The sequence below is a fragment of the Ruegeria atlantica genome (assembly GCF_001458195.1).
Lineage (GTDB): Bacteria > Pseudomonadota > Alphaproteobacteria > Rhodobacterales > Rhodobacteraceae > Ruegeria > Ruegeria atlantica.
On record NZ_CYPU01000039.1, the window covers coordinates 122323 to 147623 of the forward strand.

The 25301-nt window shown below is 58.0% G+C and carries 27 protein-coding genes; 14 read left to right on the plus strand and 13 right to left on the minus strand.

All coding sequences use genetic code 11. The features are described 5' to 3' along the window. Window positions 1–45 precede the first annotated feature (45 nt). The 4 genes from RUA4292_RS10515 (at window position 46) to RUA4292_RS10530 (ending at window position 5093) form a co-directional block, all read left to right on the plus strand. Window positions 46–1128 carry a TRAP transporter substrate-binding protein gene (locus RUA4292_RS10515; RefSeq protein WP_058277547.1) on the plus strand — a complete coding sequence of 361 codons (1083 nt, stop codon included), beginning with the start codon at window positions 46–48 and terminating at the stop codon, window positions 1126–1128. Between the two features lie 121 nt (window positions 1129–1249). After that, window positions 1250–2176 carry a TRAP transporter small permease subunit gene (locus RUA4292_RS10520; RefSeq protein ID WP_058277548.1) on the plus strand — a complete coding sequence of 309 codons (927 nt, stop codon included), beginning with the start codon at window positions 1250–1252 and terminating at the stop codon, window positions 2174–2176. 17 nt (window positions 2177–2193) lie between these two features. Next, the gene (locus tag RUA4292_RS10525) at window positions 2194–4548 is read left to right on the plus strand and encodes a TRAP transporter large permease subunit (protein WP_058277549.1); all 2355 of its coding nucleotides are present in this window, start codon (window positions 2194–2196) and stop codon (window positions 4546–4548) included. 95 nt (window positions 4549–4643) lie between these two features. After that, entirely contained in the window at window positions 4644–5093 is a 450-nt protein-coding gene (locus RUA4292_RS10530) for a DUF6404 family protein (RefSeq protein WP_145974941.1), read from the plus strand. A gap of 4 nt (window positions 5094–5097) precedes the next feature. On the opposite strand, the gene RUA4292_RS10535 is transcribed toward RUA4292_RS10530, so the two are convergent. The 4 genes from RUA4292_RS10535 to RUA4292_RS10550 all read right to left on the minus strand — a co-directional run bounded on the left by RUA4292_RS10535 (window position 5098) and on the right by RUA4292_RS10550 (window position 7315). Next, on the minus strand, window positions 5098–5487 hold the full coding sequence (locus tag RUA4292_RS10535; protein WP_058277551.1) for a VOC family protein: 390 nt from the start codon (window positions 5485–5487) through the stop codon (window positions 5098–5100). Between the two features lie 6 nt (window positions 5488–5493). Continuing rightward, complete coding sequence (locus tag RUA4292_RS10540) at window positions 5494–6318, minus strand: arginyltransferase (RefSeq protein WP_058277552.1); 825 nt, start codon at window positions 6316–6318, stop codon at window positions 5494–5496. 77 nt (window positions 6319–6395) lie between these two features. Beyond that, on the minus strand, window positions 6396–6827 hold the full coding sequence (locus RUA4292_RS10545; protein WP_058274521.1) for an RDD family protein: 432 nt from the start codon (window positions 6825–6827) through the stop codon (window positions 6396–6398). 65 nt (window positions 6828–6892) lie between these two features. Then, window positions 6893–7315 carry a DUF2852 domain-containing protein gene (locus tag RUA4292_RS10550; RefSeq protein ID WP_058277553.1) on the minus strand — a complete coding sequence of 141 codons (423 nt, stop codon included), beginning with the start codon at window positions 7313–7315 and terminating at the stop codon, window positions 6893–6895. Between the two features lie 147 nt (window positions 7316–7462). Between RUA4292_RS10550 and RUA4292_RS10555 the strand changes: the two genes are divergently transcribed. The 5 genes from RUA4292_RS10555 to RUA4292_RS10575 are packed head-to-tail and all read left to right on the plus strand — an operon-like array spanning window position 7463 to window position 12680. Continuing rightward, on the plus strand, window positions 7463–7852 hold the full coding sequence (locus RUA4292_RS10555; protein WP_058278147.1) for a nuclear transport factor 2 family protein: 390 nt from the start codon (window positions 7463–7465) through the stop codon (window positions 7850–7852). Then, complete coding sequence (locus tag RUA4292_RS10560; RefSeq protein ID WP_058277554.1) at window positions 7849–10638, plus strand: [protein-PII] uridylyltransferase family protein; 2790 nt, start codon at window positions 7849–7851, stop codon at window positions 10636–10638. The genes RUA4292_RS10555 and RUA4292_RS10560 overlap by 4 nt, the downstream gene beginning before the upstream one ends. Beyond that, window positions 10625–10897, plus strand: coding sequence for a hypothetical protein (locus tag RUA4292_RS10565; RefSeq protein ID WP_058278148.1), 273 nt, complete (start codon window positions 10625–10627; stop codon window positions 10895–10897). Before RUA4292_RS10560 ends, RUA4292_RS10565 begins: the two co-directional genes overlap by 14 nt. A gap of 38 nt (window positions 10898–10935) precedes the next feature. Then, window positions 10936–12138, plus strand: a complete 1203-nt coding sequence (locus tag RUA4292_RS10570; protein ID WP_058277555.1) for an RSP_2647 family RNA methyltransferase — start codon at window positions 10936–10938, stop codon at window positions 12136–12138. Then, window positions 12135–12680 (plus strand): RSP_2648 family PIN domain-containing protein, encoded by a 546-nt coding sequence (locus RUA4292_RS10575; RefSeq protein WP_058277556.1) that lies wholly within the window; start codon window positions 12135–12137, stop codon window positions 12678–12680. The genes RUA4292_RS10570 and RUA4292_RS10575 overlap by 4 nt, the downstream gene beginning before the upstream one ends. Window positions 12681–12747: 67 nt before the next feature. Here the strand turns inward: RUA4292_RS10575 and RUA4292_RS10580 are convergent, their stop codons facing one another. After that, window positions 12748–13437 carry a M48 family metallopeptidase gene (locus RUA4292_RS10580; RefSeq protein ID WP_058277557.1) on the minus strand — a complete coding sequence of 230 codons (690 nt, stop codon included), beginning with the start codon at window positions 13435–13437 and terminating at the stop codon, window positions 12748–12750. 219 nt (window positions 13438–13656) lie between these two features. On the opposite strand from RUA4292_RS10580, the gene trhA reads away from it, so the two are divergent. Beyond that, window positions 13657–14325 (plus strand): PAQR family membrane homeostasis protein TrhA, encoded by a 669-nt coding sequence (trhA, locus tag RUA4292_RS10585; protein ID WP_058277558.1) that lies wholly within the window; start codon window positions 13657–13659, stop codon window positions 14323–14325. A gap of 3 nt (window positions 14326–14328) precedes the next feature. On the opposite strand, the gene RUA4292_RS10590 is transcribed toward trhA, so the two are convergent. The 5 genes from RUA4292_RS10590 to RUA4292_RS10605 all read right to left on the minus strand — a co-directional run bounded on the left by RUA4292_RS10590 (window position 14329) and on the right by RUA4292_RS10605 (window position 18466). Continuing rightward, window positions 14329–15513 (minus strand): vWA domain-containing protein, encoded by a 1185-nt coding sequence (locus tag RUA4292_RS10590; RefSeq protein WP_058277559.1) that lies wholly within the window; start codon window positions 15511–15513, stop codon window positions 14329–14331. 3 nt (window positions 15514–15516) lie between these two features. Continuing rightward, window positions 15517–15687: a hypothetical protein gene (locus RUA4292_RS24945; protein ID WP_186437468.1), complete on the minus strand. Its 171-nt coding sequence runs from the start codon at window positions 15685–15687 to the stop codon at window positions 15517–15519. Between the two features lie 3 nt (window positions 15688–15690). Continuing rightward, on the minus strand, window positions 15691–17058 hold the full coding sequence (locus RUA4292_RS10595; protein ID WP_058277560.1) for a DUF2927 domain-containing protein: 1368 nt from the start codon (window positions 17056–17058) through the stop codon (window positions 15691–15693). After that, window positions 17055–17504: a GNAT family N-acetyltransferase gene (locus RUA4292_RS10600; protein WP_058277561.1), complete on the minus strand. Its 450-nt coding sequence runs from the start codon at window positions 17502–17504 to the stop codon at window positions 17055–17057. Before RUA4292_RS10600 ends, RUA4292_RS10595 begins: the two co-directional genes overlap by 4 nt. 116 nt (window positions 17505–17620) lie before the next feature. Continuing rightward, window positions 17621–18466 (minus strand): AAA family ATPase, encoded by an 846-nt coding sequence (locus RUA4292_RS10605; protein ID WP_058277562.1) that lies wholly within the window; start codon window positions 18464–18466, stop codon window positions 17621–17623. A 372-nt stretch (window positions 18467–18838) separates the two neighbouring features. Here RUA4292_RS10605 and dksA point away from each other — a divergent pair, with 372 nt between their 5' ends. Continuing rightward, a complete protein-coding gene (dksA, locus tag RUA4292_RS10610) occupies window positions 18839–19261 on the plus strand; it encodes an RNA polymerase-binding protein DksA (RefSeq protein WP_058274529.1) in 423 nt (140 codons plus the stop codon). 70 nt (window positions 19262–19331) lie between these two features. After that, the gene (locus RUA4292_RS10615; RefSeq protein ID WP_058277563.1) at window positions 19332–20483 is read left to right on the plus strand and encodes an FAD-dependent monooxygenase; all 1152 of its coding nucleotides are present in this window, start codon (window positions 19332–19334) and stop codon (window positions 20481–20483) included. A 4-nt stretch (window positions 20484–20487) separates the two neighbouring features. Here the strand turns inward: RUA4292_RS10615 and xth are convergent, their stop codons facing one another. Continuing rightward, entirely contained in the window at window positions 20488–21267 is a 780-nt protein-coding gene (gene xth, locus RUA4292_RS10620) for an exodeoxyribonuclease III (RefSeq protein ID WP_058277564.1), read from the minus strand. A 60-nt stretch (window positions 21268–21327) separates the two neighbouring features. Continuing rightward, entirely contained in the window at window positions 21328–21651 is a 324-nt protein-coding gene (locus RUA4292_RS10625; protein WP_058277565.1) for a HesB/IscA family protein, read from the minus strand. A gap of 76 nt (window positions 21652–21727) precedes the next feature. Here RUA4292_RS10625 and RUA4292_RS10630 point away from each other — a divergent pair, with 76 nt between their 5' ends. Then, a complete protein-coding gene (locus RUA4292_RS10630) occupies window positions 21728–22870 on the plus strand; it encodes a deoxyguanosinetriphosphate triphosphohydrolase (RefSeq protein ID WP_058278149.1) in 1143 nt (380 codons plus the stop codon). On the opposite strand, the gene RUA4292_RS10635 is transcribed toward RUA4292_RS10630, so the two are convergent. Continuing rightward, a complete protein-coding gene (locus RUA4292_RS10635; protein WP_058277566.1) occupies window positions 22871–23422 on the minus strand; it encodes a putative pterin-binding protein in 552 nt (183 codons plus the stop codon). Between the two features lie 131 nt (window positions 23423–23553). Here RUA4292_RS10635 and argS point away from each other — a divergent pair, with 131 nt between their 5' ends. Then, entirely contained in the window at window positions 23554–25299 is a 1746-nt protein-coding gene (gene argS, locus RUA4292_RS10640) for an arginine--tRNA ligase (RefSeq protein WP_058277567.1), read from the plus strand. Window positions 25300–25301: the final 2 nt, after the last annotated feature.

Consider the following 25301-nt stretch of genomic DNA (forward strand, 5'->3'; position numbering starts at 1 on the left):
CCGGCAATTGCCCGGGTTTTGAATATGTAGGGGAGGAACACTCATATGGATCGTCGTTCATTTCTAAAAACATCTGCTCTGGGCGGCTCGGCAGCTGCAGCCACCACGCTGGCGGCACCGGCGTATGCGCAGGGCAAGCGCACGCTGACCATGGTAACCTCGTGGGGTCGCGGCCTGGCTGGTGTTTTTGACAGCGCACAGCGTTGCGCCGACAGCATCACCACAATGTCGGACGGTAACCTGACCGTTGACATCAAAGCTGCCGGTGAACTGGTTGGCGCATTCGAAGTCTTTGACGCGGTATCGTCGGGTCAGGCCGACATGTACCACGCGGCGGACTATTATTTTGTTGGCCAGCACCCAGGCTACGCCTTCTTTACCGCTGTTCCGTTCGGCATGACCGCTCAGGAAATGGTAAACTGGTATTACCAGGATGGCGGCATGGAGCTGCATGACGAGCTGGGCCAGATCTTTGGTCTGAAATCGTTCCTGGCAGGTAACACCGGCGCGCAGGCGGGTGGCTGGTACTCGAAAGAGATCAACGGTCCAGAAGACTTCCAGGGTCTGAAATTCCGTATGCCTGGTTTGGGCGGTCAAGCTCTGGGTAAACTGGGCGCGTCCGTGCAAAACATTCCGGGCTCTGAAGTATATCAGGCGCTGTCGTCCGGCGCGATCGACGGTACCGAGTGGATTGGTCCGTGGGCTGACGAAAAAGCCGGTTTCCAGGAAATCACCAAGGTTTACTACACCGCCGGTTTCCACGAGCCCAATGCAGGCCTGTCGCTGGCAACCAACCGCGACGTCTTCGAAAGCCTGACACCTGCGCAGCAGAAGATCATTGAGATCGCGGCGGCTGAATGCCACCAGTGGAACCTGGCACAATTCCTGGCCAATAACGGTGCGGCCCTGCAGCGTCTGCAATCAGGTGGCGTCAAGGTCATGGAATTCCCCGACAGCGTTTGGGATGCGTTCGGTCAGGCCAGCCAAGAAGTGCTGGACGAAAACATGGGCGACGAGTTGTTCAAGAAAATCCACGACAGCCACATGGCGTCGTCGGCATCGTCTGCCGGCTGGCAGGACCTGTCGTCGGGTGTTTACACAACACAGCGTAACCGCGTCCGCGGCTAAACGTTTTCCAAACGATCAATTGGTTTTCCCGCCTTCGCGGGGAAACCTTTCTCTGTTGCGTATGCGCGGACCCATCAAACCGCTATAATCAGCAGTGCAACTGATACGACCTGGGGACAACATGCAGGACGAAAACGGTATCTCGTTCTTCGGCGCCCTGTGGAACGGACTTGTGTGGTTCGTTCAAAACATTGCCGAAGCCTTCTATAATTTCGGATACGCCATCACGCATCCGCAACTCTGGCTGAACTGGTCGGACAAAGAAGCGATCATGCGCTTTGTCTACTACGGTGGATCTGTCGAGTTCTTCTTTGTGGTTTTCACACTCTTTCTGGTTCTGACGGCCATCGGGCTGTACTACCGGAATTTCATGTGGGGCGTGGTGCGAAGCCTGGAAGGGTTCGCCAATACCACCGGGCGTTTCTTTGCCTGGGCCGGTTTGTTGATGGTCATTCAGCAGATCGTCATTGTGTTCATGCAACGCGTGTTTACCCGGCCGGATATGTCGTTTGGACTGGGTATTCCGTTTCAGATGGATATCAGCTGGTTCGCGGAAGAGCTGAAACTTTATAACGCGATGGTCGTCTGCCTGTGCTGCACATACACATTCGTGCAAGGTGGTCATGTGCGAGTTGACCTTATCTATGCCGGTATCAGCCACCGCGCCAAACGCGTGGTCGACATGTTGGGTGCGGTTTTCTTCATGATGCCAATGGCGGTGCTGACCTGGATGTATGGCTGGTACTTCATGTGGCGGCACCTGATCGTGCCGAAACCGTCGGCCAGTGACACGCTGGATCGTTTGGTGATGAAATCCCGCGCGCTGCGCTGGAACATTGAAACCATCGGTTTCAGCCCAAATGGGTTCAACGGATACTTCTTGTTCAAGATACTGCTGGTGGCCTTTGCCGCGATGGTATTCCTGCACGCGATCGCATTCCTGTACCGCTCGTATCTGGAATACGTGGAAGGGCCGGATAGCGTTGGAAAATATCTCGACAAGGACAGCCTTGGCGAGGGTGAAGAAGCCTACGAAGGCGCACATTAGGGACGGAGACCCAGACTATGTTATTCGGACTTGATGGCGTCGAGATAGGCCTCATTATCGTATTCTTCTGCCTCTTCGGGGGCATCCTTTCCGGGTTCCCGGTGGCTTTTGCCATCGGTGGGGCCGGTATCATCTCATTCGGGATCATCGCCGCGCTGGACAGTGCCGGTCTGTTAATACACCAGGCAATTGATACCAGTTCCCAAGCATACCGAGACCTTGTGAATTCGGGCGTCAAACCGGACACGGTGTCGGTGTTCCGCTTCCCGGATTTACCAAGGATCGCCGAGCCGGTCTTTGTGCAAGGCTGGGAAACCGCGCTGGACCGCAATCTCTCGTTCATCGTGAACCGCATGAACGAACGCGTTCTGGCGGGGCAGTCTATTGAGACACTGCTGGCCGTCCTGATGTTCGTTCTTATGGGCATCACGCTGGAACGCTCAAAGATCGCGAACGATCTGCTGACAACAATGGCGCGCGTCTTTGGACCGCTGCCGGGTGGTCTGGCCGTGTCGATCGTGGTCGTGGGTGCATTCCTGGCGGCCTCGACCGGTATTGTTGGTGCGACCGTGGTAACCATGGGCCTGCTGGCGCTGCCGACCATGTTGCGCAACAACTACTCGCCTGAACTGGCGACGGGTGTGATTGCGGCATCGGGCACGTTGGGGCAGATCATTCCGCCGTCAATCGTGATCGTTCTGTTGGGCACCTTGGCGGGTGATCTCTATTCAACTGCGCAGGAAACACGCGCTCAGGACGCAGGCTGTACCGATGCGCTGACCTATCTGGGTGAACCGGCTGTGGTATCGGTAGGAACGCTGTTCCAGGCCGCCTTATTGCCGGGGATCATGTTAGCGTTGCTCTATGCGCTTTATGCCTTTGGTTATGCACTGTTGAACCCTGAGAAAGCCCCGGCAGTTCCAATGTCCGGCGGAAGTGGTGAGCCGATCACGCGCAGTGAAGGGCTGACTTGGTTGCTTGGAGCACCTGTCGCCCTGATCTTTGGCGCAGTCCTGCTGGGCAGCTCGGGGGTCATTGGCAGCCAGAACATCAACGTCTCGGCGTTTTCAGACATCGGTGCGGGCGCGTCGCTGCGCACCAATGTTTCCGAGCAGTGCAAGGTGTCGATGATCGAGTTGCACGGACAATCCGCCTGGGATCAGGCCGTGTCCGAGCAGGAAACGATTGACGCCGCAGGTGGTGTCGCCAACGCCGAACGACTGAGCGAAGAGGCGCTGGTCGAGGCGCGCGAGGCCAAGATCGCCGCTGCGGCGCCGATTGGTACTGGTGTTGCGGTGATTGTGGTTCTGCTGGGTCTGACACTGGTCATGGGCCGCGGCATTGCGCCGTCCAAACCGACGCAGCCGTTGATTTTGGGCGCTATCGGTCTGCTGTTGATGTTGCTGGTTGATGTTCTGTTGATTGCACCAACAACGTCTTCGGGATTGACCTTCGTCTTGCTGGCTTTGCCCTTTGCCCTGGCAATGTACGGCTGCAAGGAGGCAGCAGCCCGGTGTGCCACGAACGATCTGATCCGGGTGGTTTTCCCGCCATTGGTTCTTATCATCGCGGTGCTGGGTTCGATCCTGGGCGGTGTGACCAACCCAACACCCGCAGCAGCACTTGGGGCGGGCGGAGCGATCATGCTGGCAGCCTATCGCAAGCTGCAGGACCAAGAGCGCTCGGGCAAGGTGATCATCTGGGCCACTTTTGCCGTTATCATTGCGCTGCTGATGGGCGTGAACTTTGATCTGCGCATCAATCAGAGCAATGTGAACTTTGAGACCTGGGTCGCCTTCATAATTGCTTACGGTGCTTATCTTTACGCTCTGTTCGGTCTGCTGTTTGGGTGCTGGGTTCTGTTCACCAGCGGGGTTCTGACGCCGGTGGTGCGCGAAACGGCCAAGGTGACCTCGATGGTTTTTACCATCCTGATCGGATCGCAACTGCTGAACCTGGTGGTGATCTCGTTCGGGGGTGAGCACTATATTCAGCAGTTCCTGCGCAGCTTTGACAACGAGTTCACGGTCTTCCTGATCGTGATGCTGGTGCTGTTCATTCTGGGCTTCGTGCTGGATTTCCTCGAGATCATCTACATCGTGATCCCCATCGTGGGACCGGTGATTTATGGTGGCTCGTTCGATCCGAAATGGGTGACGATCATGGTGGCGGTGAACCTTCAGACGTCGTTCCTGACGCCGCCGTTTGGGTTTGCGCTATTCTACTTACGAGGCGTCGCGCCCAAAGAAGTCACAACAGGCCACATCTACCGTGGGATCATTCCGTTCGTGATCATTCAGGTGGTCGGGATTGCGATCCTGTGGTTCTTCCCGTCGATCGTGACCATCGTTCCGGATCTGATCCCGAATTGATCTCAAGATCTGAAGACAAATTGACAAGGAGGGCCGTATGGCCCTCCTTGCGCCTTTGTACCTAAAGCAAAGTGCTTTCAGAAAAGGAATTTCGTTTGTCCAAACCCGATTTTCAGGAGCGGTTGAGGCGCCTCGAAGAAAAACAGCATAAATCAGCGCCTCAAGTTGAACGTCCATCGGCAAGTGATAAGCGCGAAAGACTACAACGCGCACTTGAAGCAACCGACGCAGCAGGAATTTCCCGGGCGGAATCCTTCCCACCTTTTCATAAGTTCCTATTCAAACTTGGGTTTACACCGAAACCGTTTTTTTACATGAGCTCTCTTTGGCTGTTGGTCATAGGCGGCGGCGTCGTTTTTCTGATATTTGGCGGTGTGCTATACAGTGAAATTGGGGCGACTATAAAGCGAGGGCCCGTAGCCGGCCTGTACAGGGTAGGTTGGCAAGGCGTCTACTTGATAACTGTGATTACAGCGATCGGATTCTCTGTTTACCATAAAGTTCGGGCAAAAAAGGCAGGCTTGCCGCGCTGGCGTGATCTGTAATTGCTCAATTGAACTGGATCAGATCCCAGCGATTGCCGAACGGGTCGCGCCAGACGGCGACGGTACCATAGGGCTCATTGCGTGGGTCTTCTTCGAAATGGACGCCTGCAGTGACCATTGCGTTGTGGTCACGTTGGAAATCATCCGTTTGAAGGAAAAAGCCGACACGCCCGCCGGTTTGGTTTCCAACGGCAGCGGTCTGGCCTGGGCCATCTGCCTTGGCCAGTAGCAGGGATGCGTTGCCCGAACCCGGCGGGGCAACCCGGACCCAGCGTTTGCCACCGCCGAGATCAACATCTTGCAGCAGAGTGAATCTGAGTGTTTGGGTATAGAAGGCGATTGCGTCGTCGTAGTCCGGCACCAAGAGGGTGACGGCGAAAAGACTTTGGGTCATGGGATATCAGCCTTTGGTAGGGTGGCGGTCGGGCAGTTGGATGCTGGCAACCTGTTCCGCGATTGGCGCGGTGGACAAAGGGTGGCGGCTGGAATCCGTCAGTTCAGATGGGTTGTTTACGCTGATCCATTCGCCCTGGTAATAGGCCTCAAGCCCTGAGAAGCGCGCTTTGTAGCCCATCTTGGGGCTGCCCGGCACCCAGTATCCGAGGTAGACATAGGGCAATCCGGCTTCGCGCGCGATGTCGATGTGATCGAGTATCATATACGTGCCCAGCGAGTTCTGCGGTTGCTGGGGGGTGTAGAACGAGTAGACCATGCTGAGGCCGTCATCCAGGACATCCGTCAGGCTGACGCCGATCAGATTCCCGGATTCAGGGTCGGCATATTCCACGACCCGGCTGCGGATCGGGGTTTCTTCGATCATCGCGGCGAATTCGAAAACGTCCATATCGGCCATTCCACCATCCGCGTGGCGGGTATCCAGGTAGCGGCGGAAGAGTTCGTATTGCTCATCCGTGGCCCAGGGAGAATTTGCCCTGCGTTGCAGGTACGCGTTGCGTTTGGCCGCGCGTTTCTGACTTTTGCTTGGGCGGAAGGCCGTCACGTCGATCCGGGCCGACAGACAGGCTGCGCAATCGGAGCAGGACGGGCGGTACAACACGTTTTGCGATCGGCGAAACCCTTGTTGGGACAATGAGTTATTCAGCTGATCCGCGCCTTCCCCCTGAAGGGCAGTGAACAATTTACGCTCCATCCTGCCCTCAAGGTAAGGGCAAGGCTGTGGGGCCGTCACATAGAATTGTGGCGCGATTGGCAGCGTGTGTCGCATGAACGTTCCGTGTTTCCTTGGACCGGATGATAACAACCGATCCTAAAACCGCCAAGTGATTCACGTCGTTGAATTTTTTACGCGCGCTGGTTGATCATGACAGTTCCAAGGAACGCATCGGTAAGTCCCTGGCCACGTGCGCTGGTCAGCATCATGATGACTGAGATGATCTGTATGACCGGAAAGGCCATGCTGACAAAATACCCGGCCGTGTGGGCCACCGCTTTGCCCAAATCCATCCGGGATCCAAATGAATCGCGCAGTTCGATCCCCATAAAGCGCATGCCCAGTGTGGCCGAGCCATTGGCGATGGTAATCACGCGGTAGACGAAACTGACGACGGCGTAGATCAAGGCCAGGACGAAGAAGCCCAGACCAAAGGTCAGCAGGATGGCCACCGTACACAACAGCGAGATAAAGGCGATGTCGAAAAGCCAGGCGATAAAACGCTTGGTCGCGACAGACTGGTAAAACTCCGGCTGTCGGTCTGGGTCGGGCAGGTGGGTCATATTTTGATTTCCGGCTGAGAATTTAGGACACCCTGTCCCGAATGTCGGGACAGGGCAAGGTCGGCTTAGGCGCGTTCGCCGTTTTCAGCCTCATCGTTGTTTTCACGGGCGCGTTCGTCCATGAACTGGTCAAACTCAGCCTTGTCTTTGGCGTCGCGCAGGCGGCGCAGGAAGGATTCGAATTCCTGTTGTTCGCGCTCGAGCCGGGCTAGGGTGTCGGACTTGTAGGCGTCAAACGCGCTATTGCCGGATGGCTTCATCGCACTCATGTGGCTGTGCAAGGATTTGCGGCGGCTGCAGGATTTGCTGAACATGCGTTTGCTCCAGATCATATAGGCAAGAAGCGCCAGGCCAACGGGCCAGAAAAAGATGAAACCAAGGACCATGGCGGCGATCCAGGCCCCTTTGCCCTTGTCATCCATCCAGGCTTCGGCACGAGAGAGCCACCCCGGATTTTGTGGGACGGCGTGGTCGGACAATGCGGTCATTTGGGTTCTCCGGGTTTGATGTAAATTGCGTTCACATTGTCTAGATGGGGACTGAAGTGGGGGTTGCAAGGGGTCGATGTAAAAATGATTTACATTTTGGATTTTGCGACGGTTGACCTTGCTGCGGAACGGGCGCACTTTCCGCCTATGCAACATGTTGAAAATACGACACCTCCGACCCTGGATGAAATTCTAAACCTGGAAAAGCAAGTTTGGACCGCCCTGATGGAAGGCAATGCGGCTGCAGACCGGGCCTTGCTGAACCCAGATTTTCTTGGGGTTTATCCGACGGGGTTTGCGAACCGGGATGATCACGTGGGACAGTTTGCCGACGCGCCGACGATGGCGCGCTATGAGCTAAGCGACACCCGGTTGCGGGTTTTGACCTCGGATATCGTTCTGCTGTCGTACCGGGCCGACTATCAGCGACCCAAGGCCGAGGGTTGGGAAGCGATGCTAATTTCGTCGCTTTGGGAGCGGCGGCATGACGTCTGGGTCAACAGTTTCAGTCAGGATACGCCCCTGGAGGGGAAATGACTGGGCCTCTTTCCATTCAGCGCCTGCCACGTGCATTCGATCAGTCGCTTGGCGATGATGCGCGCGCAGCGGTAAGCGGCATTACCTCCGATCAAGGCGAGTTGATCGCTGGGGCAGCAGGGTCCAGCCCCTATCTGAAAAACTTGATCGATCACGAAAACGATTGGTTGGCCTCAGCGCTGCAACACCCCGATCAAGCGCTGGCCGACGTTTTGCAGGCTGCGCGAATGCTACCGCCGGATCAGTTGAAACCGGGGCTGCGGCTGGCCAAGCGACGGATGGCGTTGCTGACCGCTCTGGCCGATCTGGCAGGCGCGTGGCCGTTGGAAAAGGTGACTGCGGCGCTAACCGATTTTGGCGCGTTGGCAGCGGATGTGTCGGCCAAGGCCGAGATCGCCAACCTGATACGGCGCGGCAAACTTCCGGGCATGGGGCCGGACGACGTCGAAACCGCCGCAGGGATGATTATTCTGGCGATGGGCAAGATGGGCGCACACGAGTTGAATTACAGCTCGGACATCGACCTGATCGTTCTTTTCGATGAGACCCGGTTTGATCCCGATGACTTCTACGAAGCGCGACAAGGCATGGTGCGGGCGACACGCAATTTCTGCGCCACGCTCAGCGACAAGACAGCGTATGGGTATGTATTCCGCACTGATCTGCGGCTGCGCCCGGACCCAGCGGTAACGCCGGTCTGCATGGCGGCTGAGGCGGCCGAGCGGTACTATGAAAGTCTGGGCCGCACGTGGGAGCGCGCGGCCTATATCAAAGCACGCCCATGCGCTGGCGATATTGCGGCAGGACAACGGTTTCTGGATACGCTGCGCCCCTTTGTCTGGCGGCGTCACCTGGATTTTGCCGCCATTCAGGACGCCCACGACATGCGCCTACGTATCCGTGAAAATAAGGGGACCGGCGGTGCACTGACCATTCCGGGCCATGACATGAAGCTGGGGCAGGGCGGCATTCGCGAGATCGAATTCTTTACCCAGACCCGCCAATTGATTGCCGGTGGCCGCGACCCGGACCTGCGCGTGCGCGGCACGGTACCCGGATTGGCGGCGCTTGCCGAAAAAGGCTGGGTCCCGCAGGAGGTGGCAGACAAGCTGACTGATCATTATCGCGCCCATCGTGAGGTCGAACACCGTATCCAGATGGTCCATGACGCTCAGACCCACAAGGTGCCGCAATCGCCGGACGGTATCGAGCGCGTCGCTTGCCTGATGGGGGTCGACGTCGACGAACTGACCCGTGACCTGACCCACAGGCTGACCGAAGTGCACGAATTGACCGAAGGCTTTTTTGCGCCCGGTTCCTCGACGCGCGCGCCAGTTGGCGAAGTGCATTTTGACCAGAGCGTTCTGGCTCGCTGGACGACATATCCCGCACTGCGATCGCAACGCGGCGCGCGGATATTCGAACGTCTCAAGCCCGAGCTGCTATCGCGTTTGGCAAAAACGGCGCAACCGGACGAGGCGCTGCGGGCGCTGGATGGTTTTCTGTCAGGCTTGCCCGCCGGCGTTCAGCTGTTTTCACTATTTGAGGCCAACCCCCAACTGATCGACCTGCTGATTGATATTGTCGGGACATCCCACGCACTAGCGGCGCATCTGTCGCGCAATGCATCGGTGTTTGATGCTGTGATCGGCGGGAGTTTCTTTAGCGACTGGCCGGGGCAGGCCACGCTGCAGGCGGATCTGGATCAGGCCTTTTCGGAGGAATCAGATTACGAAAGTCAGCTGGATCTGGCCCGCCGCTGGTGCAAGGAATGGCACTTCCGCGTTGGCGTTCATCACCTGCGCGGGCTGATCGATGGTGAACAGGCGGGGCAGCAATACGCTCAACTTGCCAGCGCTGTGATCGCTGCGATCCTGCCGCGTGTGTCCGAACAGTTTGCTCGTAAACACGGTCCGGCCCCGGGGCGCGGTGCGACCGTGCTGGGCATGGGGTCACTAGGGGCTGGGCGGATCAACTCGCAATCCGATCTGGATATGATCGTGATCTATGACCCGCTGGATCAGGATATGTCCGAGGGGCCACGCCCATTGGCCACTCGCACTTATTACGCACGGTTTACGCAGGCGCTGATCACGGCCCTATCAGCGCCGATGTCGCAGGGGCGGCTGTATGAGGTCGATATGCGCCTGCGTCCGTCAGGCAATCAGGGGCCGGTAGCGACAAGTTGGGCCAGCTTTACCAACTATCAGCAGAACGAAGCCTGGGTCTGGGAGCATCTCGCCCTGACGCGGGCCCGCGTGATCGCCGGAGACGAAGGTCTGGCCGAAGATATCGAAGCGTTCCGCATAACCCTGCTGTCGCAACCGCGTGACCAGCAGAAGGCCCTGCGCGAAGTGGCCGAGATGCGCGCCCGCTTGGCGGCAGCCAAATCACCAGCGGGGATATGGGACGCCAAGAATGGCCCCGGCCGGATGATGGATATCGAACTGATGGCTGAAACCGGGGCGCTGTTGTCAGGCGTGGTGCAGCGCGATGTGCATTCCGGTTTGGACGGCGCCGTCGCTGCTGGTTTGTTGGACGTCGCTCAGGCGCAAACGCTGAAGGACTGCTACGACCTATGTTGGTCCGTACAATGCGCGGCGCGCTTGTTGTCCGGCAAGGTCATCGAAGCTGACAAGGTCGGCGAGGGCGGATCTGCCTTCCTGTGCCGCGCGACTGGATTTGAACAGGTTGAACAGCTGCAAAGCGCGCTGCAAGACAACTACAGCACGGCCGCTGAGATTATTGGCGGCGTGATCAGGGACGAAGATGATGGCGCAGAGTAAAGATCCAAATGATCACAAAGGGTTGATCCGCGAGGCGTATCGGATCGAAGGCATCACATTGCCTGAATGCCGCAGCATCTTTCTGGACTGGGCGCTGAGCCTGCCCGCTGAACGGGACCAATCCCAGGCACTGATCGATCTGCATGCCGCCTATTCCCAACAGGACGCGGATCACCCTATGACGCAGGTGTTGGCCGAGGGGTTGCAATCTGCCAAAACCCCCATGCGCCGGGGCGGTTGGCGGTCTCGCGACCGCTAGGGCTTTTCCCCCGTGGCGTTCGCGACTATGAGGGCGTCATGACCCAAACTGCCGACCACCCCCGTATCCGCCTGAAACCCAAAGCCAACGCACGTGGCCTGCGCCACGGTTTTCCGTGGGTGTATGCCAATGACATCGTGACGGATCGCCGGACGCGTAAAATCCCGGCAGGGGCGCTGGCAGTGCTTGAGGATGACAAACGCGCGCCCATCGCGCTGGTTGCAGTGAACCCCGACTCCAAAATCATGTGCCGCGTTCTGGACCGCGATCTGGACGTGCAACTGGACGCCGCGTGGTTCGAAACTCGTCTGCGCCGCGCGCTCGAGATGCGCGAACGTCTATTCGATGCCCCGTATTACCGTCTGATCCATGCCGAAGCGGACGGCTTTCCAGGTGTCATCATCGATCGGTTCGGAGATGCATGTGTGATCCAACCCAACGCAGCTTGGGCCGAGGTGCATCTGGAAACTCTGACAGAAGCACTGGTCACCGTGACAGGCGTGACTACCGTGCTCAAAAACGCCTCAGGCAGAACCCGATGGCTGGAGGGCTTGGACGACGTGAACGTTACGTTGCGCGGCACCGCGCCAGATGCGCCGCTATCAGTGCCGATGAATGGCGCGACCTATATGGCCGATCTGACCGGCGGCCAGAAAACCGGGCTGTTCTACGACCAACGGCCCAACCATGCTTTCGCCGCGCGATTGGTGCAACCGGGCGCGCAGGTGCTGGACGTGTTCAGTCATGTGGGTGGTTTCGGACTGGCCATGCTGGCCGGAGGTGCAGGGCAGGCGCTGTCGGTGGATGGGTCTGCATCTGCGCTGGACCTTGCTGCCCAAGGGGCTGAGGCCTCTGGTTTTGCTGACACGTTCCAGACCCGCCAAGGCGATGCCTTCGATGTCCTGACCCAATTGGGTGAAGAGGGCGCGCAGTTCGACGTCGTCATCTGTGATCCGCCAGCCTTTGCACCTTCCAGACAAGCGCTGGACGCGGGCCTGCGCGCCTATGAACGTGTGGCCCGCTTGGCGGCAGCTCTGGTCAAACCCGGCGGCTATCTGGGCCTGTGCTCGTGCTCGCACGCGGCTGATCTGGGGCGGTTCCGCGACGCGTCGTCTCGTGGGATTGGTCGGGCAGGGCGACAGGCGCAACTGATCCATACGGGATTTGCGGGACCCGACCATCCACAACTGCCGCAACTGGCTGAAAGCGGCTATCTCAAAGCTGTGTTCTACCGGCTGTGAAGGCAGTTCTGGATACCTGCGTCATCTATCCCACGGTGATGCGAGAGATGCTGTTAGGCGCAGCCAAACTGGGCCATTTCACACCTGTCTGGTCGGCGCGTATCCTCGAAGAATGGGCGCGCGCGGCCCGAAAACTGGGCCCTGTGGGCGAGGCGCAGGCCCGTGCCGAAATTGCACTGGTGCAAGCCAAATGGCCTAAAGCTGAATTTCCTGCAGTAACAAATGTCGAACAACGCCTCTGGCTGCCGGACACCGCAGATATCCATGTTCTGGCAACCGCCGTGGCATCTTCGGCAGACGTGATCGTTACAGTCAATGCCAAGGATTTCCCCCGAAACATCTTGTCGGAAGAAGGGCTGGACCGCCGCGATCCGGACAGTCTGTTGCAAGGCTTTTGGCAATCCGACCCCGATGGTATGGGCGACACAGCCAACCGCGTCCTTGCCGAAGCCAACCGCCTGTCGGGTGATCAATGGAACCTGCGTGCGCTGATGAAAAAAGCCCGCCTCCCGCGTTTGGGCAAAGCCCTCTCAACGCAGTAAGGGTTCGCCTTCATCTGGTCAAATAGATGCAGGGGAGCGCATGGGTCTGGCCCCTCGCTGTGCAACCCTATCCTCCAGCGCCCCAGCGCTGCTCAAGCGCTTCCAAGGCCGCAATCCGCTCATCCGTTTTGGGATGGCTCATCAACCAGGCGGGCACAACGCCAGCACGCTGCTGCGTCAGGTCTTCCAGCTTGTGAAACAGCGACTTCTGCGGCCCGATTCCGATCCCGGCTTTGGTTAGCAAAGCGGCGGCATACTCATCAGCTTCATACTCATCACTGCGCGACAGGCGCGACGCAAGCAGGTGTGTTAGCATATTGGCAATCCACGCGCCGATAAACGGGATAAAGCGGTTCAGCAGCATCATCAAAGCGGCCCTCAGCGCATTCTGCCCGGAAAAGTCGATCATCCGACGGCGCGCATGCCCCAGTGCCACGTGACCGAGCTCATGCGCGATGACGCTGGCCATTTCTTCGGCGGAAACCTCACCGCTGCGAAATTTGCGGTAGAATCCACGCGTGATGAAAATCCGACCGTCGGGTGCCGCCAGACCGTTCACTGGGTCAATCTCATAAATGTAGACCGGCACCCGGTCGATCTCTAACGCTGCAGCCAGCCGGTCGGTCATGCGTTTCAGGGCAGGGTCGGCCAGCTCAGTCGACTTTGCATCCAAATCCTTATGGGTGCGCCAGACGGAAATTCGGTACATCACAATGGCGTAGGCGATCGCCAGCAGGATCGGGGTAAGACGTAGCATGGAACAAATATGGTTTCGGACAGGGGATTAGGCAACTGGCCCACTGTCATAAACTCCGCGTTAACAACAAGATTGTTGTCCATTGCTTCCAACGGCCCACTGCGCAAAAGAAAATTGCCGCCGGTAACCCTCTTGAGGGCAATCAAACTGAGGTGAACAGGTGAAATACCGCGGCTGCCAGACTTGTCGCAGGGCAGGTTGCGCCATAACTTTGATATTATGTGGTCATTTGCCGATATCCGCCCGGCCTATAGCAGGGCTGAACGTTTCAGTGATGGCGTTGTTCATATCCTTGGCGTTGCAGCGGCTATTGTTGCCGTTCCGGCGCTGATCGCGTTGACCGCCTTATACCGGACCGAGCCTGCTGCTGTTCTTGGGGTCTCGGTCTACGGTTTCACGCTCATACTGATGCTGTCGTTTTCGGCTTTGTACAACATGGTGCAATCTGATCGATGGAGTGAGTTGCTGCGCCGCCTCGATCACTCGGGGATTTACGTCAAGATTGCAGGTACTTACACGCCGTTCATCTTGCTTTCCGGTGCCCCAATGACCGGGCTCATGATCGGTCTTTGGTCATCTGCTACCCTTGGATCAATCCTGAAGATGATCGACCCGCACCGGTTCCGTTGGTTCGGTTTGGCGCTGTATGTGTTGATGGGATGGGCGTCCGTTTGGGCAGGTCAATCACTACTCGCCGACTTGTCGCAACCAGTTGTGGCGCTGATGATCACCGGAGGCATCGTCTATACCACCGGCATCGCCTTTTATCTTCTGGATTGGTTGCCGTTCCACAACACGATCTGGCATGTCTTTGTTCTGACAGGCAGCGTGTTGTTTTTCCTTGCAGTTTCATTCCGCATTGCCTGGGCGCCGGTCCTGCAGATCTGATGGTCAGCGGGTCAGTTCCCGCATGCCCTGTTCCAAACCGGCCAGCGTCATCGGCACCATGCGGTCCTCGAAAACCTCGCGGATCATGCCGATGGAATGGGTGTATTCCCAGTACTTTTCCGGCACCGGATTGATCCACAGATTTGACGTCCACTGCTCGCGGGCGCGCTGCAGCCAGACCTGACCGGCCTCCTGGTTCCAGTGCTCGTTCGCGCCGCCGGGATAGGCGATCTCGTACGGGCTCATCGATGCATCGCCGACGAAGATGCATTTGTAGTCTGAACCATAGGTGCGCAGTACTTCGTGGGTCGAGGTCTGCTGATCCCACCGTCGGTGGTTGTCACGCCAAACACCTTCATACAGGCAGTTGTGAAAGTAGTAATATTCCAGATGCTTGAACTCGGTTCTTGCAGCGGAAAACAGCTCTTCGACAACCTTGATATGTGGGTCCATCGAGCCGCCCACATCCAGAAACAGCAGCACTTTGACTGCGTTGTGACGCTCGGGTCGGGTTTTGACGTCCAGATAGCCATGTTCGGCGGTGGCGCGGATGGTGCCGTCCAGATCCAGTTCCTCAGCCGCACCTTCGCGGGCCCAGCGACGCAGGCGCTTCAGCGCGACCTTGATATTGCGCGTACCCAGTTCAACCGTGTCGTCCAGGTTCTTGAATTCGCGCTTGTCCCACACTTTGACGGCGCGCTGATGGCGACTTTCCTTCTGACCGATACGCACACCTTCGGGGTTATAGCCATAGGCACCGAACGGCGATGTCCCGGCGGTGCCGATCCATTTGTTGCCACCCTGATGGCGACCTTCTTGATCCTTGAGACGCTCGCGCAGCGTCTCCATCAGCTTGTCAAAGCCGCCCATGGCCTCGATCTCGGCTTTTTCTTCGTCTGACAGGTGTTTCTCGGCCATCTTGGCCAGCCATTCGGCAGGGATATCGACAGCTTCGAGAACTTGATCAAAGCTGATCTCTTCCAGACCTTTGAAGCTGGCGGCAAACGCCTGGTCGAACTTGTCGATATTGCGCTCGTCCTTCACCATCGACACGCGGGCGAGGTAATAGAACGCCTCGACATCATAGGTGGCCAGACCCTTTTTCATGCCTTCCAGAAAAGTCAGATACTCGCGCAGTGATACGGGAATGCCGGCTTTGCGGAGGTTTTCGAAAAAGGGCAGAAACATGCGTTAACCCACCAAACGAACCAGGATCAGGGAAAGCACCAGACCTACAATGGCAAATGCGATGCCGTAACCGGCCGCATATTGGGCAATATCCGCGCCGCTGCCATTGCGTTTGCGAGCCTTCATCGCGCCAAGGATCGCCCCCAATAGCGCCATTCCCAAAACTACGACCATGCGTTATCCGCCTCTGTTGTTGGTGGACGGACCTTCCGCAACTTCCTGCATCAGCGACCGGACCACGACGTCTGAGCCAAAGCCGTATCGCGCCCATGCAAGACTGTCCAGTCTGACGGTACGTGCCTGATTTGGTCGTCCGGCCTGATTGAGCGCTTCGGATTTCAACAGTAACAGAGTGGCCAATTGAGAGGCGTTTTCGGCCCGCGACATGACAGCAATTGCCTTGTCCAGTTCGGGCAGGATCTCTGGTCCTTTTCCTTGCGAAAGCGCGAAGGCCGCGGTTTGCGTTGTCACATAAGCCTGATGAATTTCAGTTCCCGGAGCAGAGCGCAGAAATTGCATGGCAGTTTCGTAGTGTCGGATCGCTTCTTGCGGATTGTCGAATTGCGCCATGCGGCCAAGAATATAATGCGGATACGCCCGCCGATGGTCGGTCCAGCCCTGTTCCTGCCCGATCTGAACCGCTCTTTCCGCGGCTTTCACCCGGTTGCGTGTGCTTGGCCTTGATCCAAGCGACTTTTGGACGGCGTTGATCCACTCGCGCGGTGTGTCTGAAACAGGTTGCGCCGGCAAAGTATCGCCGCGCGGGTTCAGTCGGCTGAGAATGCCGGGCAGGACGGCCTGGACTTGTTCGCGTGTCATGCCGCTGCGCAATTGGGGCGAATAAGCCGTGCGCAGGATCAGCATGTCAAAACCGGTCAGAATGGTGTGGATGTTGTCGTCGTTGAACACCGAATCCGGCAGGTGATACAGGTCATTCAGCGGCCCCAGAGCCTGTGCCAGTTCCTCGTGCAGGCAGTCGCGCTTTTCCTGCGGGCTCACGTCATAAGGAATGAAAATGCCCAGCCGTTCGCGGCTGCGCAGCGCGGTCCAACTGCTCTTCCGTTTGCGCCGGTCCTGTCGATATTCCTCAAAGCTTGAGGCGTTGGGAACCACGAAACAGGCGGCTTGCGGCAGGATGCGCTGTATCTGCTCCTGGCTAACGGCCTCGATTGTTATGTTGGCCTGGCCATCCGTTATCTGGCGAATGTCGATCCCGGCCTCGCGTTGCAGACGCGTCAACAACCGGGTCAGATCGCGCTGCACTGACGGTGTGGGTGATCCCGTAAGCTGAACGGTGACGGGGCCCTCGAACCGGGTGAAGACGGGCAGGGTGGCGCCGCCTTCGAGCGCGAAGTGCAAAGAAAGGAAATCGGCTGCAATATTAGCGTTCGACCGGGCGGGTGGTCTGGGTCGGGTTGACGTGAACGCTTTGGCGGGCGGCAGGTTTGCCTCGATCGCCTTAACGCGTGTTGGCGGTTCAGGGGTGGTGACCGCGGTGCATCCGGCGACGGCAAAGCCAAACAGGACCGCAGCGATCCTGATCATGGGCGTTGATACCGGATAAAGGGCGTTTGCTTGCCGATCCGATCATAGAGCTTGCGCGCCGTGTGATTGAACTCCTGCGTCAGCCAATAGACAGAAGGCGCGCCTTTCCGGTCGGCCTCGTCATAAACGGCCTGTATCAAGGCGCGGCCAACGCCGGTTCCGCGCGCCTCGGGCCGGGCGAACAGGTCTTGCAGGTAGCAAACGCTTTCTTCTTTCCACGCATGGCGGTGAAACAGGTAATGGGTCAGACCGACAAGCTGACCATTCGCTTCGGCCACGAAGCAGGAAAAATCGTTGGGATCATTGCCCAGCAACCGTGCGAAGGTGCTGTCATATGTTTGATCCTGCACGGTCGTTTCATAAAACGCCAGATAGTCGCGCCACATCTCGGCCCATTCGGCGCGATCTTTGGGCAGCAGCGCCCGGATATTGAGGGTGTCAGACAAGCAATGGCTCCTACGTCGTCAGGCCGAACTGCCCGACGACGTCGGACGGCCTTTTGGCCAATGCTGACACCGGGCCCCCCGCAAGGCAAGCGGGGATCACCAAGTGTTCAAATTTCTCAGCGTTTGCTGCGTGCCATGAAGGCGAGACGTTCAAACAAGTGAACGTCCTGTTCGTTTTTTAGCAGCGCGCCGTGCAACTTGGGCAACGCATTGGCCCCGTCGCGTTTGAGGTCTTCGGCCGTCAGGTCTTCGGCCAGCAACAGCTTGAGCCAGTCCAACACTTCCGAGGTCGATGGTTTCTTTTTCAGCCCCTGCGTTTCACGGATTTCGTAAAACTGGGTCAGCGCTGTGGTCAGCAATGCATCCTTGATGCCCGGGTGGTGCACGTCGACGATACGGCGCATGGTCGTCTCATCCGGAAAGCGGATATAGTGGAAGAAACAGCGCCGCAGGAACGCGTCGGGCAGTTCCTTTTCGTTATTCGAGGTGATGATCACGATGGGGCGGTTTTTGGCTTTGATGGTGTCCCCGGTTTCATAGACGTGGAACTCCATCTTATCGAGCTCTTGCAACAGATCATTGGGAAATTCGATATCGGCCTTGTCGATCTCATCGATCAGCAGCACGACCTTTTCATCGGTCTCAAAGGCCTGCCACAGTTTGCCCTTGCGAATATAGTTCGACACGTCATGTACGCGCTCGTCGCCCAACTGGCTGTCGCGCAGGCGGCTGACTGCGTCATATTCGTACAGGCCTTGTTGCGCGCGGGTGGTGGATTTCACGTTCCACTCAATCATCTTCAGCCCCAGCGCGCCTGCTACCTGTCTGGCCAGTTCGGTCTTGCCGGTTCCGGGTTCACCCTTGACCAGCAGGGGACGTTCCAGCGTAACGGCGGCATTCACTGCAATTGTCAGGTCATCGGTGGCAACATATTCGGCTGTACCTTGGAAACGTGCGGTCATGGGCCCCTCATTCAATATCGCGCGGCATGTGTCTTTGGGGTTATAGCGGGGTGAAAAATTTGACAAGACAGGTCGCAACGTCGCGCAGCGCGAAATTGACGTGCGACTCCAATGCCTTTGGTTGATTCGGGTGCCAACATAGGGCGCGACAATTTTGGGAACGCCCCAAAAATGCCTGTCAATTTTCACAGAAAAACAAGGATTTGTTGTTTTAAGTCTCATATTTAGACGACCTGAAACAGCACGCAGCCGGGCTAAGTTTCCATAGTGACATTCCCCCCGCTGTCGGATAAACGCTCCGCAGAAGGGGATTGCCGCATGTCAGGTGAAGCAAAGGTGACCGGCGTTGCAGGCCACACCGAGGGAGCAAAAATGAAGCAGGAAGTATTTCTGCCAGAGGATTATCGTCCAGCCGAAGACGAACCATTCATGAACGACAAGCAGTTAGAGTATTTTCGTCGTAAGCTGCTGGATTGGAAAACTGAACTTTTGGCAGGCAGCCGCGATACGATCGAAGGGCTGCAGGACAACACTCGCAACATTCCGGACGTCGCAGACCGCGCAAGCGAGGAAACTGATCGTGCGCTGGAACTGCGGACACGTGATCGCCAGCGCAAGCTGGTGGCTAAGATTGACTCGGCCCTGCGCCGGATCGACGAAGGCGAATACGGATATTGCGAGAAGACGGGCGACCCGATTTCGCTGAAGCGTCTGGATGCGCGCCCAATTGCGACCATGACGCTTGAGGCGCAGGAACGCCACGAGCGCCGCGAAAAGGTCCACCGCGACGATTGATCGCTGGAAAAATCAGAATTCTCAAACGCCGGGGTCTTTTGCTCCGGCGTTTTTGCTTTAAGCCAGTGAGATGAATATCAACGGTCTGAAATTTGGCATCATTGGCGGTGGTATCGGTGGGATCGCCGCCGCTCTGGCGTTGCGGCAACGCGGCGCTCAGGTCGTGGTTTTTGAGCAGGCAGCTGAATTGACCGAGGTCGGCGCCGGCTTGCAGATCAGCGCCAACGGAATGGTTGTGCTGCGCGCCCTGAACTTTGTGGGTGAAACACCCGAGGCGGGCCAGCGGTCCTACGGAACGGTGTTGCGCGACTACCGGGCAGGGCGGTCTGTTAGCGAGATACCGGCACCAGCCGCTGGACCCACCTATTACTACCATCGTGCTGACCTACTGGGATTGCTGCACAAAGCAGCGCTTCGGGACGGTGTCGAGTTTCGACTGGGCGCACGAGTTGCGCAGGTGCGCAAACATCCCTCCGAAGCCGAGATTATTCTGGAAGATAGTACAAACCTGCGCGTTGATTGTGCGATTGCCGCCGACGGTGGGCGAAGCACGGTCCGCGCAGACCTGAACGGGCCTGAAGCACCGAAATTCACCCATCAGGTGGCCTGGCGGGCGACGATTCCTTGGGCGCGTCGCGATCACAAACCCTGCGGCGTTCTGACGATGGGACCGGGCCGGCATGTTGTAACGTATCCTCTGCGCGACGACACACTGATGAACGTCGTCGCGATCGAGGAACGATCCGACTGGCAGGAAGAAGGCTGGCGCCGACGCGGTGATCCCGAGGAACTGCGCGCACGATTTTCCGACTTTGGAGGCGTGGTCGGGGAAATCCTGGGGCAGGTACTGGAACCCCATATCTGGGCGTTGTTTCTGCGGCCCGTCGCCGAACGCTGGCAGAATGGGCGCGTTGCATTGTTAGGGGATGCCGCTCACCCGACACTCCCATTTATGGCGCAGGGTGCCTGTCTAGCGCTTGAAGATGCGTGGGTCTTGGCCCGATCTTTTGATGACCAATCCGGGATAGAGCAGGCGCTGTCCACCTATGAAACCCGCCGTCATCAAAGGGCGCAACGCGTAGTTGCCGCGGCTGGGTCCAACGCTCGAAATTTTCATCTGCGCGGCCCGATGCGCTTGGCCGCACAGGCCGCTCTGATGGCGGTCGGGCCACGATTGTCCCGGAAATACGACTGGATTTACAGCTACGACGCGACGGCCTGAGGTTTCACAGGTCCAAGTCGACCCAGACGGGGACATGGTCCGAGGGCTTTTCATGCCCGCGAATCTCGGCATCAATCCTGCAATCGCGCAACAGATCGGCGGCCTGCGGCGTAAGCAGGAAATGGTCGATACGGATCCCGTCATTGCGGTTCCAGGCACCGGCTTGGTAGTCCCAGAACGAATAATGCTCAGGACCTTGGGTGACGGCGCGAAACGCTTCCGTGAACCCCAGATTCAGGATCTTGCGAAACGCCGCACGGCTTTCTGGCCGGAACAGAGCATCCTCGCGCCATGCATCTGGACGTTTGGCGTCTTCGGCCTGCGGGATGATGTTATAATCCCCAGCCATCAGCGCGGGCTCTTCGCTTGCCAGCAAATCGCGCGCGCGGCCATATAGCCGCTCCATCCAGGACAGCTTGTATTCGTATTTCGGACCCGGCACCGGGTTACCATTCGGCAAATACAGACCGCAGATCCGAAGGGCTTTTTTGCCAATGACGGTCGCCTCAATCCAACGGGCCTGTTCGTCCTCGTCGTCACCAGGAAGGCCCCGAGTCACATCTTCAAGTGGCAGCTTGGACAGGATCGCCACGCCGTTGAAGCTCTTTTGCCCGTGGGTTTCGACGTTATAGCCCCGCTCTTCAAACAGCTCGCGGGGAAAATTCTCGTCGATCGACTTGATCTCTTGCAGCAAAACGACGTCCGGCTGCGCGTCATCCAGCCAACGGGTCAGGGCCTCGGCCCGCGCTTTGATGCCGTTGATGTTGAACGTGGCGATTTTCATGCGCGATCCTCCGGCTGGCTGCCGGTTGATCTATCCCTCAACCGCGCGGGCAGGGCAAGGTCACATTGAAAATGAAGTGCCGCAGCCGCAGGAAGAGGTTGCGTTGGGGTTCTCGATCACAAACCGCGCGCCGATCAGTTCCTGCGTAAAATCGATCACCGCGTTTTCCAGAAACGGCAACGAAATCGCGTCGACGATCACTTTCTGGCCTTTGCCTTCCAGCACAAGGTCGTCTTCTTTCGGTTCGTCCAACGCGATTTCGTATTGAAATCCGGAACATCCGCCGCCTTCCACTGCGACGCGCAGGGCTTGTCCCTGATCGGCTGCACCGATCTCGGCGAGACGTTCAAAGGCGCGTTCTGTAACTGTGGGGGGCAGATTCATGCCAAACTCCAAAGGTTTATTTCCTTTACGCCTTACAATATAGAAAGTGCAAGGACAGGCGACAAGGACAAGGCCTTTGAACATAGCGGGTTTTGCCTCGAACCCAGGCCGCGCCAGGGGGCGGCTTGTGCCAGAGGAGGAAAGCAGTTTCCGGTCATGCTTTCAACGCGACAGGGACCGGATCATTCACGCCAGCGCGTTTCGGCGGCTTAAGCACAAGACACAAGTGTTTGTAGAGCACGAGGGCGACAGCTATCGCACGCGCCTGACCCATTCTATCGAAGTTGCACAGGTCGCGCGAACAATCGCCGGAGCTTTGGGCTTGAACGGCGAACTGACCGAGGCCGTGGCGTTGGCGCATGATCTGGGACACACACCGTTCGGACATACGGGCGAAGATGCCCTACATGCGCTCATGGAGCCTTACGGCGGATTTGACCACAACGCACAGGCCATTCGCATCGTCACGAAGCTGGAACGCCACTATGCCGAGTTTGACGGATGCAACCTGACATGGGAGTGCCTAGAGGGGATCGCCAAGCATAACGGGCCGGTCACCGGTGATTTGCCGTGGGCACTGGCCGAGTGCAACGCGGGTTTCGATCTGGAGCTGTACACTCATGCCAGTGCCGAAGCACAAGTTGCCGCCCTTTCGGATGACATAGCCTATAACAACCATGACCTGTTGGACGGGTTGAGGGCGGGTCTGTTCACGGATGATGAAATCGGGCAATTGCCTATCGTCGGTGACTGCTATGCCGAGGTGGATCGGAGATATCCGGGTTTGGATTCTTATCGGCGCCGGCATGAAGCGCTGCGCCGTGTTTTCGGCGTCATGGTTTCCGATGTGATTGTCACCTCGCGTGGGCTGATCACGAGTTCGGACGCGGAGACCGTCGAGGAAATTCGCAATATTGGTTATCCGGTGATCCAGTTCTCGGGTGGCTTGTGGGCGCAACTCAGGGAAATCCGCGCCTTTTTGTTCAAGCAGATGTACCGCGCGCCCAGCGTCATGGACGTGCGCGCCGAGGTTAGCAAAGTCGTGGAAGATCTGTTCCCAATCTACATGAACGATCCGAAACAGATGCCCGCGCGCTGGCATGACGATATTGAGGCGGCCAGCGATGAAACTGCGCTGGCGCGGATTGTCTCGGACTACATTGCAGGAATGACCGACCGATTTGCCCTGCAGGATCACGCAAGGCTGGCTGGTGCCTGATCACTCGACCCCGATGTAAGCCAGCGCCCAGACCTGCTGGCCCGACTGTTCGGCGGCCAGGTCGGGGTCATCGGTCGGGGGGAAGACGATCATAGTGGGGCCGTAGCCGCCAACACCCATCGGCGCACCGTCGGCGTGTGTCGCGACGATGGGTTGATGGGCGGTTATGCTGTCCCAAAGAATTTCAGACTGATAGCCATCCATGGCCATTGGCTTGGCGGTTTTTCCCTCGGCCCCGGCCATGATCAACAGGTCCGACAGGCGTGGCCCGGAAAAGGCGATGTCGCTCTGATTGTCTTCCGGGCCGTAAGGAATAGTGATTTCAACCTGCTCCAGTCCGTCCAACATGGCCGCATCAAAGCCGGCGGCTCCGTCGTGCTGAACCTCCAAGTATTCTAGCAGACCGCCATCGTTTTCACCGCGGGCTGGCAGGTTGGTTTCCGTGACCGCTCCGCCAAGGGTCAAAAGTACATGGCCTTGCGGTTCAGGCATGTCGGCCCAAAGCGGCAGGGCAGAGGTCAGAACGAAGGCGATGGGCAGGGCAAGGCGCATAGGGGTGTCTCCGGCTTGAATTTCCACCGACGTTAGCTGAGTCTACCGCTAATCCAAGCCCAAACTGATCGCTTCCATTGACCTTGCCGCTTTGCGTGGTAAACCGCCGGGCAAGCAAAAGGACATCCGAAATGAACCTGTTTTCCGAGATCCGCGGCCTCGTGCTGGACGCGCTGGCGCAGATGCAGTCCGAAGGCGTACTGCGCGAGGGGCTGAGTTTTGACAACGTAGCGGTCGAACCGCCGCGTGATGCAGCGCATGGCGATATGGCAACCAACGCCGCGATGGTGCTGGCGAAACCGGCCAAGATGAAGCCGCGCGACATCGCTGACGTGTTGGCCGGAAAGCTGGCTGCTGATGATCGGATCACCAGCGCCGAGGTGGCCGGGCCGGGGTTCTTGAACCTGCGGCTTGCGCCGTCTGTGTGGCAGAGCGTTCTGGCCGCTGTGCTGGAAAAGGGCACGGATTATGGCCGTTCCAACATGGGGCATGGCCAGAAGGTCAACGTCGAGTATGTCTCGGCCAACCCCACAGGCCCGCTGCATGTGGGCCATACGCGTGGTGCCGTGTTCGGTGACGCGCTGGCAAGCTTGCTGGCGTATTCGGGCCATGACGTGACACGTGAATACTACATCAACGACGGGGGCGCGCAGGTAGATGTACTGGCGCGGTCCGCGTATGAGCGCTATCGCGAGGCCAACGGGCTGAGCCCCGAGATCGCCGAGGGGCTGTACCCCGGTGACTATCTGATCCCGATCGGTGAGGCGCTGAAAGAGAAATACGGCGACAGCCTGATCGACAAGCCGGAAAGCGACTGGCTGGAAGAGCTGCGCGAGTTTTCGACCGACGCAATGATGGACCTAATCCGGGCTGACCTTAAGGCGCTGGGTGTCGAGATGGATGTGTTCTTCTCGGAAAAATCTCTCTACGGCACAGGCCGGATCGAAGCTGCGCTTCAATCCCTGACCGACAAGGGCCTCATCTACGAAGGCGTGCTGGAACCACCCAAAGGCAAAAAGCCCGAGGATTGGGAGCCGCGCGAGCAAACCCTGTTCAAATCGACCGAGCATGGTGATGACGTCGATCGGCCGGTCAAGAAATCGGACGGCAGCTGGACCTATTTCGCCCCGGATATCGCCTATCACTATGACAAGGTGACCCGTGGTTTTGATGCGCTGATCGACGTGTTTGGTGCGGACCATGGCGGCTACGTCAAACGGATGAAAGCAGCTGTTTCGGCCCTGTCCGATGGCAAGGTTCCGTTGGATATCAAGCTGACGCAGCTGGTAAAGCTGTGGAAGAATGGCGAGCCGTTCAAGATGTCCAAGCGGGCAGGGAACTTTGTCACTCTGCGCGATGTGGTCGATCAGGTTGGCCCGGACGTGACCCGTTTCGTGATGCTGACCCGCAAGAACGACGCGCCGCTGGACTTCGATTTCGACAAGGTTCTGGAACAGAGCCGCGAGAACCCTGTGTTCTACGTGCAATACGCTCATGCCCGTGTCATGAGTGTACTGCGCCGTGCCGCCGAGGCGGAAATCGCTACGGATGACGCGACTCTCAAGGGTGCTGATCTTGGCAAGATCGACCATGCCTCAGAGCTGACGGTGGCCAAAAAGCTGGCTGAATGGCCGCGTCTGATCGAAATTGCCGCACGCACCAATGAACCGCATCGGGTTGCCTTTTACCTGTATGAGCTGGCGGGTGACTTCCACGCGCTATGGAATAAGGGCAACGATGAAACGCAATTGCGATTCATTCAGGATGGCGATGTTGCCACAAGCCAATCAAAAATCGCATTGGCCCGGGCCGTTTCTGTTGTGATTTCAGCGGGCTTGGGTATTCTTGGCGTCACTCCGGCGCAGGAGATGCGGTAACT

Bases quoted from the DNA above. Each gene is read 5' to 3' on its own strand.
- RUA4292_RS10515 (WP_058277547.1), top strand. From the start codon at position 46: ATGGATCGTCGTTCATTTCTAAAAACATCTGCTCTGGGCGGCTCGGCA.
- RUA4292_RS10520 (WP_058277548.1), top strand. From the start codon at position 1,250: ATGCAGGACGAAAACGGTATCTCGTTCTTCGGCGCCCTGTGGAACGGA.
- RUA4292_RS10525 (WP_058277549.1), top strand. From the start codon at position 2,194: ATGTTATTCGGACTTGATGGCGTCGAGATAGGCCTCATTATCGTATTC.
- RUA4292_RS10535 (WP_058277551.1), bottom strand. From the start codon at position 5,487: ATGACCCAAAGTCTTTTCGCCGTCACCCTCTTGGTGCCGGACTACGAC.
- RUA4292_RS10540 (WP_058277552.1), bottom strand. From the start codon at position 6,318: ATGCGACACACGCTGCCAATCGCGCCACAATTCTATGTGACGGCCCCA.
- RUA4292_RS10545 (WP_058274521.1), bottom strand. From the start codon at position 6,827: ATGACCCACCTGCCCGACCCAGACCGACAGCCGGAGTTTTACCAGTCT.
- RUA4292_RS10550 (WP_058277553.1), bottom strand. From the start codon at position 7,315: ATGACCGCATTGTCCGACCACGCCGTCCCACAAAATCCGGGGTGGCTC.
- RUA4292_RS10555 (WP_058278147.1), top strand. From the start codon at position 7,463: ATGCAACATGTTGAAAATACGACACCTCCGACCCTGGATGAAATTCTA.
- RUA4292_RS10560 (WP_058277554.1), top strand. From the start codon at position 7,849: ATGACTGGGCCTCTTTCCATTCAGCGCCTGCCACGTGCATTCGATCAG.
- RUA4292_RS10565 (WP_058278148.1), top strand. From the start codon at position 10,625: ATGGCGCAGAGTAAAGATCCAAATGATCACAAAGGGTTGATCCGCGAG.
- RUA4292_RS10570 (WP_058277555.1), top strand. From the start codon at position 10,936: ATGACCCAAACTGCCGACCACCCCCGTATCCGCCTGAAACCCAAAGCC.
- RUA4292_RS10580 (WP_058277557.1), bottom strand. From the start codon at position 13,437: ATGCTACGTCTTACCCCGATCCTGCTGGCGATCGCCTACGCCATTGTG.
- trhA (WP_058277558.1), top strand. From the start codon at position 13,657: ATGTGGTCATTTGCCGATATCCGCCCGGCCTATAGCAGGGCTGAACGT.
- RUA4292_RS10590 (WP_058277559.1), bottom strand. From the start codon at position 15,513: ATGTTTCTGCCCTTTTTCGAAAACCTCCGCAAAGCCGGCATTCCCGTA.
- RUA4292_RS24945 (WP_186437468.1), bottom strand. From the start codon at position 15,687: ATGGTCGTAGTTTTGGGAATGGCGCTATTGGGGGCGATCCTTGGCGCG.
- RUA4292_RS10595 (WP_058277560.1), bottom strand. From the start codon at position 17,058: ATGATCAGGATCGCTGCGGTCCTGTTTGGCTTTGCCGTCGCCGGATGC.
- RUA4292_RS10605 (WP_058277562.1), bottom strand. From the start codon at position 18,466: ATGACCGCACGTTTCCAAGGTACAGCCGAATATGTTGCCACCGATGAC.
- dksA (WP_058274529.1), top strand. From the start codon at position 18,839: ATGAAGCAGGAAGTATTTCTGCCAGAGGATTATCGTCCAGCCGAAGAC.
- RUA4292_RS10615 (WP_058277563.1), top strand. From the start codon at position 19,332: ATGAATATCAACGGTCTGAAATTTGGCATCATTGGCGGTGGTATCGGT.
- xth (WP_058277564.1), bottom strand. From the start codon at position 21,267: ATGAAAATCGCCACGTTCAACATCAACGGCATCAAAGCGCGGGCCGAG.
- RUA4292_RS10625 (WP_058277565.1), bottom strand. From the start codon at position 21,651: ATGAATCTGCCCCCCACAGTTACAGAACGCGCCTTTGAACGTCTCGCC.
- RUA4292_RS10635 (WP_058277566.1), bottom strand. From the start codon at position 23,422: ATGCGCCTTGCCCTGCCCATCGCCTTCGTTCTGACCTCTGCCCTGCCG.
- argS (WP_058277567.1), top strand. From the start codon at position 23,554: ATGAACCTGTTTTCCGAGATCCGCGGCCTCGTGCTGGACGCGCTGGCG.